The organism is Anaeropeptidivorans aminofermentans (assembly GCF_940670685.1).
Lineage (GTDB): Bacteria > Bacillota > Clostridia > Lachnospirales > UBA5962 > Anaeropeptidivorans > Anaeropeptidivorans aminofermentans.
In genome coordinates, this window is the sequence record NZ_OW711693.1 from 812471 (window position 1) to 825125 (window position 12655).

Genomic DNA, 12655 nt, shown 5'->3' on the forward strand with positions numbered 1-12655 from the left:
GTATCTGTATCTTGTGTCAAGTGCATTTTAGGGCGCAAAGTCAATCAATTACTACTATATTTTGTCTAAAAAAATGCTAAACTATTACGCGAATTATGCCGAAAAACAAGTATTGAGCTTTGTGCGTTCCACAAATATTTCTGCCCAATAAATTCAGAAAAAGGTGAAAAATATGGTATTTGATGGTATGTTTGCCAATAATTCCCTTATTGGTGCTGCTATGGGCGCCTCTAATTTAAAAAATTCAGTCATAGTGAACAACATAGCCAACGCTGAGGTTCCGGGGTTTAAAAAAAGTACCGTTGATTTTGAAACCCTTCTGGACCGGCAGCTTGATAAAGCGAAAGAGACAGGCTATGTGGATTTGGATAATTCAAAACCTCAGATTAGAAAAATAAACAAGAACTTTAGCTACAGGCTTGACGGAAACAATGTGGATATAGAAAGTGAAATGGCCGAGCTATATAAAAACTCAGTGAAATATGATGTCATGGCAAATAGCTTGATAAACAACTATAAGAGAATCAATATGGTGCTTACAAGCAAATAAAATATAGGGAGGCAGGACAATGTCTGATTTTTTCGGTACTATGGATACAAGCGTTACCGGTCTTAGCGCCCAGCGCTTAAGAATGGATATTATATCTCAAAATATAGCTAACGCAAGCACCACAAAGACTGCGGATGGAACTCCGTATAAAAGAAAAAGCGTTTTGTTTCAGGAATTAAAGCCTGTGGATTTTTCAGGCTATTTTGTAGATGCGGTTAATAAGTACAATAAAAGTACCGGGAAAGGCGTAAAAGTATCAAAGATTATAACCGACGATACGCCAGGCGCGAAAGAATATAATCCAACACACCCCGATGCCGATGCCGATGGGTATGTGGAGCATTCAAATGTAAACATCGTCAGTGAAATGGTAAACATGATATCTGCCCAAAGGTCCTATGAGGCTAATGTTACGGCATTTAACACGACCAAGGCTATGATTAATAAAACCATGGAGATAAACAAGTAATTATTTTCCGGGAGGATTTATTAAATGGATTCTATAGACAATAAATTATCGGGCTTGGATAAAATACATAATTATTCTTACATAGATAAAGGTTTAGACAATAAAGAAAAAAACATATCTGTAGGCTCCGGTTTCGGTGAATTTTTTAATGCTGCTGTAAATTTGTATGATGAAACCAGCAGATTTGAGCTTCAGGCCGAGAAGCTCCAGACAGACTATATAGCCGGAAGGACGGACGATCTGGTAGCCGTTACTTTGGCTGAGCAAAAGGCATATACCGCTTTGTCGTTTACGCTTCAAATTACCAACAGGATCGTCGATTCCTATAAGCAAATTATGGCAATGCAGTTATAGCCTTTATAAAATCACCAACGGAGTGAGGGAAAGCCATGCAGGAGAGGTTGCAGAAATTTTTTTCTAATATAAGTACCAATGTTTCAGATAAATGGAATAAGCTTGAGAAACCGCAAAAGATACGATTTTTTGCGGCTCTTGGCGTCTTAATCATATGTATAGGCCTCACGCTTTTCTTGACACTAAAGCCTAAATACGAAGTTCTTGTGGCGAACGAGGATATAACAACGATTTCCCAGGTCAAGACGGCTCTTGATGAGGCAGGAATAAAAAATAAGGTTTTCGAGGGCGGGCGCTCCATAAAGGTAAGAGATAAGGACGTATTTGAGGCTCAGATTGCCGTAAGAGTGCATACGGACGCATCGACTGCCATAGAGCCTGAGGAAGCCTTTACCACCCAAGACCTTTTTGCCAACAGCGGAATAGGCGTATCCGAAGGCGTAAAGAAGGAAATGAGCCGCGTCGCTCTTCAGGACAGGCTTGCCGCAATCATAAGGCGTATGCAGGGCATCGCCGATGCCATGATTGTTCTTAATATCCCTGAAACCAATGGGCTTTTTATTAAGGATAATCAGGTGACCACCGCATCGGTATTTATAACGGAAAGCGAAAAGACCACAAAAGAACAGGCTCAGGCCATCGCAAACACAGTTGCCGCCGGAGTTAAGGGTCTTACCCTTGATAATATAGTAATTACGAACCAATATAAAGAAGTGGTATTTCCCGTTGCAGATGAAAGCGAAGAGGAGAAGCTTGCCACGGAATACGAAAGAGAAATGCAGAGAAGAAGAGAGATGCAGTATGATATACTCACGCTTCTTTCTCCCATGTTTGATGATGTTAAGGTACATATCAATCTTAAACTTGATAACAACAAAATAAAAGAAGAGGAAACAAGATATACGCCTTATACTGATGATGCCAGCACAGGTGTTCTTGCCTACAGCCAGAAAAATACGGAAAGCGCTTCCGGCAGCGGAAATGCAGGAGAGGAACCAGGTTTATATTCCAATGACAGCGTTGCGGAAAGCTATCAGACACAAGCCGAATCGGGAAGCGATTTTAATGCATCTAAAAAAAGCAATACAGACGAATATAAAGTAAACGAGAGAAAAACCATAACCGAAAAAAGTGTGGGCGATGTGATTTTAAACGAGTCTTCCGCTTCCATTACGGCATTTAATTATAAAACCATACGCGAAGAGCAAATGAGGGCAAACGGCCTTCTTAACGATATAAGCTGGTATGAATATAAACAAAACACAACGCCGAAAAGGCTTGATATTGACGAGGAGCTTGTAGAGGCCTTAAGAGTCGGTACGGGTCTTGAAAATCTCACCATTGTAGGGTATGAGGTATATACCTTTGTTGACGAAGTTAAAGTACCCGTAGACTGGCAGCAAATCATCATCTACGTAATCCTTGTAATTCTCGTTCTTATGCTTGCTTACGGCTTGATTAAGAGAAACCGTCAGGATATTGAAGAGGTTATTGTTGCCGCTAAAGAAGCTGAACCGGAGCTTGCAGTTGAAGACCTGCTTGTAAGTACCCAGCTTGAGGAGGCTAAGGAAGTAGAAGCGGAAAAATTGAAGGATATTGATTATACCCTTGAATCAGAGGTTAAAAAGCAGATTGATAAGTTTGTTGACGAAAAGCCTGATGCAGTTGCCCAGCTTCTTCGCAACTGGCTTCAGGAAGGTTGGGAGTGATAAATATGCCTGAAAATATCGCAGCTTACATGGCCAGATATACCGGAAGACAAAAGGCCGGAATTTTGCTTATTACTCTTGGGCCTGAAAAATCGGCGCAGATATTTAAGCATCTTAAAGAAGAAGAAATAGAAGCTATTACCTTGGAAATAGCAAATATTACTACAGTTCTGCCGGAAGTTAAAGAAGCGGTGCTTGACGAATTTTATCAGATATGCCTTGCACAGCAGTATATTACGGAAGGCGGTATCACTTACGCCAAACAGATTCTCGAGAAGGCCCTCGGAGAACAGAAGGCCTTTGAGATTATTTCAAAGATGACAAGCTCTTTGCAGGTGCGTCCTTTCGACTTTGTAAGAAAGGCCGATGCCAACCAGGTTATAAACTTTATACAAAACGAGCATCCCCAGACGATAGCCCTTATTTTATCTTATCTTAAGCCGCAGCAGGCAGGGCAGGTGCTTTCAGAGCTTGCGCCGGAAAAGCAGGCAGACGTCGTAAGAAGAATTGCCGTTATGAACAGAACCTCCCCTGAGGTAATCAAAGAAGTTGAACATGCCCTTGAGAAAAAATTCTCAAACCTTGTTACAGAAGGCTATGCCACTATCGGCGGTATCGATTCCGTTGTAGATATATTAAACTCTGTTGACAGAACAACGGAGAAGAATATTATGGAAACCCTTGAAGTTGACGATTACGAGCTTTCCGATGAAATCAGGAAGAAAATGTTCATCTTTGACGACATTATCTCCCTTTCCAACAGAGACGTACAGCTTGTGCTTCGTCAGGATATTGACAATAAGGAACTTGCCATTGCCCTTAAAGGCGCCAATGAAGAGGTTAAGAAGCTTATCTTCTCAAACCTTTCAAAGCGCCTTGCAGCCATGATAAAAGAGGATATGGAATTTATGGGTCCTGTCCGCAAGGCGGATGTTGAGGAAGCTCAGCAGAAGATTGTTGCCGTTATCAGAAGGCTTCAGGATACAGGTGAAATTATTGTTGCAAGAGGCGGGGGAGATGAGGTAATTGTCTAAGATATTTAAGGCTTCGAACATAGTCGTCGACAAAAACAACAGAGTGAGCATTGCAGTTATGCCTGCGCCTGAGCCAGAGCCTATAAAAGAAGAGAAGACCCTCGAAAACAATATAGCGGAAATACCGGAAGAATTGAAAGCCTCTCAAGAAAAGCTCCTTAAAGAAACAGAAATAATAATCCAAAAGAAGCTGAAAGAAGCTGAAATGAAAACCCAGGAAATAATTCAATCTGCTGAAGAAGAAAAAGCAGCGATTATAGAACAAGCACAGATTGAAGGCGAGGATTTACGCCTTAAGGCAATAAAGACAGGCGAAGAAGAAGCTGAAACCATACGAGAAGACGCAAGAAAAAAAGGCTATGACGACGGTATGGCCATAGGTGTTAAAAAGGGTGAAGAAATTAAAGAAGAAGCCCTTAAAATCAGAGAAGATGCCGTTAAATACAAAGAAGAACTAATCGAAAGCACCGAGCCGGAAATCGTCGAGCTTATTTTAGGTCTTGTGAAGAAGCTTGTTTCCGATGAAGTAGATATCAATCCGGATGTAGTGCTTCTGTTGATTAAAAAGGGACTAAGACAAGCCACCATGACGGGAGATATTTCCGTTCATATTTCCAAAGAAGATTTCGAACATGCCGTTAAAAATAAAAACAGTATTCTTGCCACTGTTGAAACCATGGCAAATATAGAATTTATGGAAGATATGGCCTTATCCAAAGGCCAATGCATTATAGAAACCTCCTTTGGCAGTATTAATTGCAATATAGAAGATCAGTATAAGGAACTAAAAAAGAATATGTATTTCATATTGAAAAACAGGTGATGTTGTGAGCCAGATGCTTGATTTAAAAAAATACCGCGGCTTGTTTGAACGCTCTTACATAAAAAAATTCGGAAGAGTAACTCAAGTAGTAGGACTTACAATTGAATCCATTGGTCCGGACGTTAACGTCGGGAGCAAATGCTTCATAAAAAGCAATAATGAAAAACCGCCTGTTATGGCGGAAGTGGTGGGCTTTGTAGATAATAAAATACTTCTGATGCCCCTTGGAAAAATGGAGGGCATCGGCCCCGGCTCTATTGTTGAAGCAAGCGATTTGCCTATTACCGTTAAAGTATCCGACGATATTCTCGGAAGGATTTTAAACGGCTTAGGGGATCCTATGGACGGCGGGCCTGATATTATAAACGGCAGGAATATGCCCATATCAAATAATGCGCCGGACCCTTTGAAAAGAAACAGAATTGCAGAGCCGCTTCCTCTTGGCGTAAAGGCCATAGACGGTCTTTTGACCATTGGAAAGGGCCAGAGGGTAGGCATATTTGCAGGAAGCGGCGTTGGAAAATCCACCCTTATGGGTATGATTGCAAGAAATACAAAGGCCGATGTTAATGTCATTGCTCTTATTGGAGAGCGGGGAAGAGAAGTAAGAGAATTTATAGAAAAAGACTTGGGTGAAGAAGGCCTTCAAAGAAGCGTCCTGGTAATAGCCACCTCAGACCAGCCGGCCCTTGTAAGAATAAAGGCGGCCCAGGCAGCGACTTCCGTTGCAGAGTATTTTAGGGACAAGGGTTTAGATGTACTCCTTTTGATGGACTCTCTTACAAGATATGCCATGGCCCAAAGGGAAGTCGGCCTTGCAACAGGAGAACCTCCCGTTTCGAGAGGGTATACCCCTTCAGTGTTTTCTGTAATGCCTCAGCTTCTTGAAAGAGCGGGAAATTCCGATAAAGGTTCTATTACAGGTCTTTATACGGTTCTTGTAGACGGAGACGATCTTACAGAGCCGGTTACGGATACTGCCAGGGGAATTTTGGACGGGCATATCGTTTTAGACAGAAAAATAGCCAACAAAAACCATTATCCGGCAATAGACGTTTTAGCCAGCGTATCCCGTGTAATGGGTGATATAGTTACACCTGAACATAAAAAAAATGCCAATCTTATAAAAAAGACTATGGCTGTATATAGCGGTGCCGAGGATTTGATTAATATAGGCGCTTACGCCGCAGGCAGTAACCCCGAGATTGACTATGCAATAAAGAAGAACAGGGCAATTCAAGACTTCTTAACCCAGACAGTAGAAGAAAAATTTGACTTTGATGAAGTGACCGATCAAATGTCTCAGATAATTTCCTGATTATATATTTAAGGAGCGGTTATTTTGGCTAAATTTACTTTTTCCATGGAAAGCATCCTTAAAATAAAATACAGCCTTGAGGAACAAAAAAAGCAGGAATTCGGCATGGCTATGAAAAAGCTGGAGGCAGAAAAAATCCTTTTAAATAGCCTCAATAAAAGGCGGGAAGATTCTGTCGCCACGTTTAAAGTAAATGTTTCCTCAGCTATAAACCCTAAGGAATCAGCCGACTTTTCAAATTACATAGAAGCTTTGAAATTTAAAATAGAAGAGCAGGCCATAAAAGTTAAAAGGGCCAATGCGGAAGTTGAGAAAAAAAGAGAAGAGCTTGTAGAAGCCACAAAAGAGAAGAAAAAATTTGAAAAGCTAAAAGAAAACCAGCATGAAAATTATATTATAGAAGAAAAACGAAGCGAACAAAGAGTTACCGATGAAATCGTCAGCTATAAATATAACAGCTAGGCTTTGCCTTATGGCATTGCCCTTTACCGGAGGCGTGTATGGCGTTATTTAAGAAAAAGGAAAAAATTGAAGAGGCTAAGGACTTGGACGATGAGCTGTATGTAGAAGACAGCGACGCCTCAGAGGATTCTCCCATAAGGCCTATAGGTGAAGCCGTCGGAGAAGAACCTCAGGAAGCCTCTGATAAAAAAGAAAAAAAGAAAAAAGAAAAGAAGCCTAAAAAGGAAAAAAAACCTAAAAAAGAAGGCAAGAGTATTGGCAGAAGGCTTATTATGCTTCTTTTCATTACTGCTTTTATCGCCGGAATTTTATATGGTGCCTATAGATTTAATTTGTTTGGCATGGGGAATATCAATTTTAAAAGCATAAGAGAAAAGCTTCCCATAGCTAATAATCTTATACTTCCCGATGATTCTAAGCCTGATGCTGAGGAATTAAGCCTTAAAATTTCAGAGCTTGAGGGAAAAATAAAATCTCTTGAAGAAGAAAAATCAGACCTTGAAAAAAGAAATGAGCTTTACGCCCAAGAGGTATTAAGGCTTAAAGAATTTGAATCCCAGCAGCTTGAATTCAGAGCGGAAAAGGAAGAATTTGACAGAATGATTGCATCTGAAAAACCTTCAGAATATGAGAAATTTTACAGTCAGATTTCTCCTGAAAATGCCGAAATAATATACAGAGAGATTGTTGGTGAAATAAGTTCTTCAAAAGAATTTAAAAAGTATATCAGCACCTTCCAGAATATGGACGAGTCTGCTGCCGCAGGTATATTTGAGAAAATGGTTTCAACCGATATTGATTTGGTGGTAAGCATATTGAAAGCGCTTCCGGCAGAGCAAAGCGCTTCCGTATTGGCGGCTATGAAGCCGGAAAGCGCCGCCATGGCAACAAAAAGGATGTACCCTGAGAACTAATGTGAGGCCTGAATTTAAAAGGGCTTGACATATACAGTAAATAAACTTCAAAAAAGACTAAATTTATTTACTGGACCTAATATGTATAGCCGGCCGAGTGCCGGTCAAAGAAAATAATAGGAGGTGAAAAATGAATATTACAGGAGCATTTTTTGAAGGAATGAATGTGAAGTCTCTTCAGCTTAAAGATGCAAGCATATCCGATGGAAATGGATTTAAAGACACTTTTTCAAAGGTAAGCTCAAATACCAGAGAGCCTGTGGAAAATAAAACAAAGGCTCCCAAGGAAGCAAATAACCAAAGGCCAAGGGAAGACGTTCAGAACAAGCCTTCAGAAGACGATACGCAAAGGGATAAAATCCAAAAGCCTGAAGTTAAGGAAGATACCGCTAAAAAAGAAGTTTCTTCTAAGGAAACAAAGGAAACCAAAGAGGCGGAAGTAATAAAGCCTGCTTTGGCGGAAGAAAAACCAGACCTTAACGCAGAAATTCTAGCTCTTATATGCGCCCAGCTTAATATTGAGCCCGAAAAGCTTCAAGACATGCTTAAAGAGCTTAATATCGAGCCTTCGGAGCTTTTAGAAGGCGGAAATATGAATAAGCTTATTCAAAAGGTATTTGACGTTAATAATTCCGTAGAGCTTCTTAAGATACCGGATATTGAAAAAATTATCAAAAATCTTGAAGAGGAAATTTTAAAGCTTTCTAAGGATACGGTAAATATCCCGATAGAATCAGTTGAATCTGCAAAAACAGAAACTGTTAAGGCAATAAGTATTCAGCCGCCTAAAGAAGCAACTCTTTCTGTAAGCTCAAGTAATGAAGAGACAGGCTTAACCGATACGGATTCATCGAATACCACAGCAGTAACTGCAGAAACAGTAAAAACTGTAAAGGCTCCTTCTTCTGAAAAAAATCAGGACCAGCCTGCAATGGATTTATCACAGGATAGCGGCGATGCTTTGCTTGAGAATACTCTTGAAATCAATGTCCATGGCATCACCACAGATTTCAAAGCCGTAACAAATAATCAAATTAAGGCAGAAGCAGTTAAAAACGTAAATCCTCAGGAAGTTATAACCCAGATTGTGGACAAAATTAAAATTGACGTTAAGGCCAATTCTTCAGAAGTGAGAATGACCATAAAGCCGGAGTCTCTAGGAGAAGTATCTCTTAAGGTTGCCACTGAAAACGGCATTATTACCGCTCAGTTTATAGCGGAAAGCCAGAGGGTTAAAGAAATTATTGAATCTAATTTCAACCAGCTTAAAGATGCCTTAAACCAGCAGGGAATCAATATTTCCCAGATGTCCGTAAGTGTTTCCCAAGGGGATAAGGAAAAGCATATGCAGCAATTCCAGCAGGAAAAAAGCAAATCTCAAATGAGAATAAATGCTATCCTTAACGGAATAGAGCAGGAAGGCCAGATGATTCCAGAGGAAATAGACACTAGAAAAATTTATCAAAACAAGGTTGAATATGTAATTTAAAGACTTAAATATCCGGGAAAGGAGGAAAACAATGGCAGATACAAATTCAGTAAACACGTCAGGGCTTTGGACGGACTATATCAGCGGCGGAGATAAAAGCAGCTCAAAATTAGGTTCAAGAGAAGTGAATTCCAATCTTGATAAGGACGCATTTTTAAGGCTTTTAGTAACCCAGCTTCAATATCAAGACCCTTTAAACCCCATGGATGATAAGGAATTCCTCTCTCAGATGGCGCAGTTTACCTCTCTTGAGCAGATGAACAATATGAATGCAAGCGTATCGAAAAGCCAGGCCTTTTCTATGATAGGAAAGCTCGTAATCGGTACCATTTACGATGAAAAGACCAATACCTATGAAGAAGTGGCAGGACAGGTTCAATACGTTACGCTTAAAAAAGGCGAGCCTTATCTCGTGATAAACGGCAAGGAAATGTCCGTAAACGATGTTGAAAACGTATACGAGATACAGCTTGACAGCATAAATTCAAATGTTGCAACTTCTCAGAGCCTGAACCTTATTGGAAAACATATTCAAACGATTATCAGGGATTCCAGCGGAACGCCTATAGAATATATCGAAGGCATCGTAAACTACATTAAATTCGATAAAGGCACACCGATTCTTATGGTTGGCAGTAAAGAGATCTATCCAAGTAACGTTATGGGAATATCCAACGGCAACATGCTTCTCGGTAAACCCATAAAAACCGAATTTGGAGAAGGAACCATCGATTCCATAAAATACATAAATGGAGAACCTAAGGTTATAGCAAACGGCAATCAGGTGGATTTGGAGGACCTTGCACATCTTTCTCAAGCTTATCTTTTGGTAGGCCAAGAAATAGGATATGGGAATATATCGGGCGAAGTTACCGGCATAGAGCTTATTAAAGGCGAGGTTTACCTGAACGTAGGCAATGAATCTATTTCTTATAAAAAATATACGGGAATAGAGTAAGGCGGTATAAATATGAGCCAATATAATCAGATGATGATTCATAGAATCAATAGCCAGACTACGGCGAAACCGGTAGAAAGAACCATTCAAACCAAGGCGGAGAGCTTCAGTGATATTTTAAATAAGAAGCTTGACGAAAGCTCGGAACTCCAGTTTTCAAAACATGCAACCTCCCGTATCGGCGGAAGAGACATCGATTTGACTGAGGAGCAGCTGAAAAGGGTTGAAGAAGGTGTTAAGGAAGCCGGCAGAAAGGGTATTAAAGATTCCCTTGTGCTTGTAGACGGCGTTGCCCTTTTAGTTAACGTAAATTCCAAAACGGTGGTTACGGCAATTAAAGGCGGCGGCAAAAATGTTTTCACCAATATTGACGGTGCAGTAATCGTATAGCCGGACCTTTTTAAGGGGGCTTAATATTCCCGAACGACAGACGGAATATACTGCATGAGTATCAATAACCTTGAAAAATACAGATAAAGGCTTGTGATATTTTTTAAGGGAGAGCTTAGGATTATACTTAACAGTAAAGTGAAAGCAGGTTAAGTATAAAAAACAATTAAAGTCCTTTGCAGCCGGGCGCAGTAAATAATAAAATATCCGGTCTGCTATCTAAGAGGAGGTCATTTATATGATGAGATCAATGTTTTCAGGCGTTTCCGGTCTGAGAACCCACCAGACAAAGATGGACGTTATCGCCCATAATATTTCAAACGTAAATACAGTAGGCTTTAAATCAAGCCGCGTTACCTTTAATGAAGTATTCAGCCAGACATTAAGAAGCGGAAGCGGCGCCAACGAAACTACAGGCCGAGGCGGAACAAACCCGATGCAGATAGGTCTCGGAACCAATGTTTCATCCATAGATAAAAACATGACTACAGGCGCTACTCAAAGAACCGACAACGCTCTTGACCTGATGATAAACGGCGACGGCTTCTTCATCGTAGGAGACAACAGCGGAACCTATTTTACAAGAGCAGGAGCCTTTGAAATAGGTGACGGCGGATACATAACCACAGGAAACGGCATGAGAGTATACGGCTGGGATACAAAAACCGATGCCGACGGAACCGTAGGCATACAGAAGGACAGAGCCCAGCCTATACGGATAGCCGGTGAAAAGGAATATGTCTCCCCAACTACAACTAAAAACATAGACTTTGCAGGAAATATCAATACCCTTGCCATAACACAAGGCCCGGACCCCAAAAGGCATACCATGTCAGTAGCATTTTATGACAGCTTAGGAAACAGATACGTTATGGATGCGGACCTTGAGTACTTAGGTGCAACGGCCGCAACAGGTACGGAGCCTGGCCTTTCCTCATGGAAATTAAGTTTCAGGCAGATAGAAATTCCTAATTCAAGCCCTGCCGCAACAGCCATTGCCATGTATCCCAACGGAGACAGATCGGCAGACCCTGTTTTTATTGATGCTATAGCCCCACTGCAGATTACCTTTAACGACAGCGGTAAGTTTTACGGAAGTGTGGAAACTACTGCCGCTGCGACAGCGCCTGTTGCTGTGACTGGGGATGATATAGGAAATGCCCTGCAGAAAATAATAGTAGACCCTTTAACGACTCTTGCGCCGCCGGCTACCTTCGGAACTGCCGCAGGAGAAATTTCCTTAGATTTTAAGGGCCTGACCCAGTTTGGAACCGAAAATACCAGCGCAAAATCTGCCATGGTAGACGGGAATGCTCCCGGGACCCTTCAAGGCCTCAGCGTAGGCTCTGACGGAAAAATAACAGGAAGATATTCAAACGGCGAAACAAAGCTCATAGGCCAAATCCCTATAGCCATATTTAAAAACCCAGCCGGTATGGAAAAGATAGGAGAAAATCTCTACGTTCCTACAGCAAACTCCGGTGATTTTGATGGCGTAGGCCAAGAAACAGGAGATATTATGGGCGGCGTTTTAGAAATGTCAAATGTGGATTTATCAAGCGAATTTACTGAAATGATTACGACCCAAAGGGGATTTCAGGCCAATTCAAGGCTTATAACCACCTCCGATGATATGCTTCAAGAGCTTGTTAACCTCAAGAGATAATCTATACTAATTTAATTTATAGTTTGTTTGAATTTTTTCAGTGAAAAGTACAACAAGCGCTTTTAAAAAATTCAGCTTCTTTAAAACCTGATTTAATATAATATTAAATTGTCTTAAAATTTAAGAATTTACTTTATTGTAGCCTCTTTCCGGCTTGTCATAAAACGGCTGGAATAAAAGGATTGATGCCATAAGCCCGTTTTATGTTCTGATTTAATTTGGAAAGTAAATTCATTTTAATCCTGCGGCGTCAAAAGATGCCGCAGGATATAAGGAAATAAACAAAAATAGTTTATTTTGGGGAGGAAAATATGATTAGTATAACGAAGCTCAATGAATCCGAATTAATAATTAATTGTGATTTAATTGAATTTATCGAAGCCACACCGGATACGACAATAACTATGACCACAGGCAGAAAAGTAATAGCCAAAGAGTCCATAGATGAAATTATAGATAGAATCATTGACTTTAAAAGAAAGATACACATTAATCAATAGAACATAAAGGGAGGTTTTC

General features: G+C 40.5%; 14 protein-coding genes. All 14 read left to right on the forward strand.

Translation table 11 applies throughout. The annotated features are described in order from the left end of the window. Positions 1 to 172: 172 nt before the first annotated feature. The 14 genes from flgB (at position 173) to NBX03_RS03325 (ending at position 12636) form a co-directional block, all read left to right on the forward strand. Positions 173 to 550: a flagellar basal body rod protein FlgB gene (gene flgB, locus NBX03_RS03260; RefSeq protein ID WP_250229347.1), complete on the forward strand. Its 378-nt coding sequence runs from the start codon at positions 173 to 175 to the stop codon at positions 548 to 550. A 19-nt stretch (positions 551 to 569) separates the two neighbouring features. Then, positions 570 to 1019 (forward strand): flagellar basal body rod protein FlgC, encoded by a 450-nt coding sequence (gene flgC / locus NBX03_RS03265; RefSeq protein WP_250229348.1) that lies wholly within the window; start codon positions 570 to 572, stop codon positions 1017 to 1019. Between the two features lie 24 nt (positions 1020 to 1043). After that, positions 1044 to 1373, forward strand: a complete 330-nt coding sequence (locus tag NBX03_RS03270; protein WP_250229349.1) for a flagellar hook-basal body complex protein FliE — start codon at positions 1044 to 1046, stop codon at positions 1371 to 1373. Positions 1374 to 1408: 35 nt separating this feature from the next. Continuing rightward, on the forward strand, positions 1409 to 3082 hold the full coding sequence (locus NBX03_RS03275) for a flagellar M-ring protein FliF C-terminal domain-containing protein (RefSeq protein ID WP_250229350.1): 1674 nt from the start codon (positions 1409 to 1411) through the stop codon (positions 3080 to 3082). Positions 3083 to 3087: 5 nt separating this feature from the next. Next, positions 3088 to 4116 carry a flagellar motor switch protein FliG gene (fliG, locus tag NBX03_RS03280; RefSeq protein ID WP_250229351.1) on the forward strand — a complete coding sequence of 343 codons (1029 nt, stop codon included), beginning with the start codon at positions 3088 to 3090 and terminating at the stop codon, positions 4114 to 4116. Next, complete coding sequence (locus NBX03_RS03285; protein WP_250229352.1) at positions 4109 to 4939, forward strand: FliH/SctL family protein; 831 nt, start codon at positions 4109 to 4111, stop codon at positions 4937 to 4939. Before fliG ends, NBX03_RS03285 begins: the two co-directional genes overlap by 8 nt. Positions 4940 to 4952: 13 nt before the next feature. Then, positions 4953 to 6257 carry a flagellar protein export ATPase FliI gene (fliI, locus tag NBX03_RS03290; protein WP_250230211.1) on the forward strand — a complete coding sequence of 435 codons (1305 nt, stop codon included), beginning with the start codon at positions 4953 to 4955 and terminating at the stop codon, positions 6255 to 6257. Positions 6258 to 6281: 24 nt separating this feature from the next. Next, a complete protein-coding gene (fliJ, locus tag NBX03_RS03295) occupies positions 6282 to 6719 on the forward strand; it encodes a flagellar export protein FliJ (protein ID WP_250229353.1) in 438 nt (145 codons plus the stop codon). Between the two features lie 38 nt (positions 6720 to 6757). Beyond that, on the forward strand, positions 6758 to 7633 hold the full coding sequence (locus tag NBX03_RS03300) for a MotE family protein (protein WP_250229354.1): 876 nt from the start codon (positions 6758 to 6760) through the stop codon (positions 7631 to 7633). Between the two features lie 130 nt (positions 7634 to 7763). Then, complete coding sequence (locus tag NBX03_RS03305; protein ID WP_250229355.1) at positions 7764 to 9122, forward strand: flagellar hook-length control protein FliK; 1359 nt, start codon at positions 7764 to 7766, stop codon at positions 9120 to 9122. Positions 9123 to 9153: 31 nt separating this feature from the next. Then, complete coding sequence (locus tag NBX03_RS03310; protein ID WP_250229356.1) at positions 9154 to 10080, forward strand: flagellar hook capping FlgD N-terminal domain-containing protein; 927 nt, start codon at positions 9154 to 9156, stop codon at positions 10078 to 10080. 12 nt (positions 10081 to 10092) lie between these two features. Next, on the forward strand, positions 10093 to 10470 hold the full coding sequence (locus tag NBX03_RS03315) for a TIGR02530 family flagellar biosynthesis protein (RefSeq protein WP_250229357.1): 378 nt from the start codon (positions 10093 to 10095) through the stop codon (positions 10468 to 10470). 238 nt (positions 10471 to 10708) lie between these two features. Beyond that, the gene (locus NBX03_RS03320) at positions 10709 to 12136 is read left to right on the forward strand and encodes a flagellar hook protein FlgE (protein ID WP_250229358.1); all 1428 of its coding nucleotides are present in this window, start codon (positions 10709 to 10711) and stop codon (positions 12134 to 12136) included. A 311-nt stretch (positions 12137 to 12447) separates the two neighbouring features. Then, positions 12448 to 12636, forward strand: coding sequence for a flagellar FlbD family protein (locus tag NBX03_RS03325; RefSeq protein WP_250229359.1), 189 nt, complete (start codon positions 12448 to 12450; stop codon positions 12634 to 12636). Positions 12637 to 12655: the final 19 nt, after the last annotated feature.

Coding starts and splice junctions, on each gene's coding strand:
- NBX03_RS03320 (WP_250229358.1), top strand. CDS start 10,709: ATGATGAGATCAATGTTTTCAGGCGTTTCCGGTCTGAGAACCCACCAG.
- fliI (WP_250230211.1), top strand. CDS start 4,953: ATGCTTGATTTAAAAAAATACCGCGGCTTGTTTGAACGCTCTTACATA.
- NBX03_RS03315 (WP_250229357.1), top strand. CDS start 10,093: ATGAGCCAATATAATCAGATGATGATTCATAGAATCAATAGCCAGACT.
- flgC (WP_250229348.1), top strand. CDS start 570: ATGTCTGATTTTTTCGGTACTATGGATACAAGCGTTACCGGTCTTAGC.
- fliG (WP_250229351.1), top strand. CDS start 3,088: ATGCCTGAAAATATCGCAGCTTACATGGCCAGATATACCGGAAGACAA.
- NBX03_RS03305 (WP_250229355.1), top strand. CDS start 7,764: ATGAATATTACAGGAGCATTTTTTGAAGGAATGAATGTGAAGTCTCTT.
- NBX03_RS03300 (WP_250229354.1), top strand. CDS start 6,758: ATGGCGTTATTTAAGAAAAAGGAAAAAATTGAAGAGGCTAAGGACTTG.
- NBX03_RS03275 (WP_250229350.1), top strand. CDS start 1,409: ATGCAGGAGAGGTTGCAGAAATTTTTTTCTAATATAAGTACCAATGTT.
- NBX03_RS03325 (WP_250229359.1), top strand. CDS start 12,448: ATGATTAGTATAACGAAGCTCAATGAATCCGAATTAATAATTAATTGT.
- flgB (WP_250229347.1), top strand. CDS start 173: ATGGTATTTGATGGTATGTTTGCCAATAATTCCCTTATTGGTGCTGCT.
- NBX03_RS03310 (WP_250229356.1), top strand. CDS start 9,154: ATGGCAGATACAAATTCAGTAAACACGTCAGGGCTTTGGACGGACTAT.
- NBX03_RS03270 (WP_250229349.1), top strand. CDS start 1,044: ATGGATTCTATAGACAATAAATTATCGGGCTTGGATAAAATACATAAT.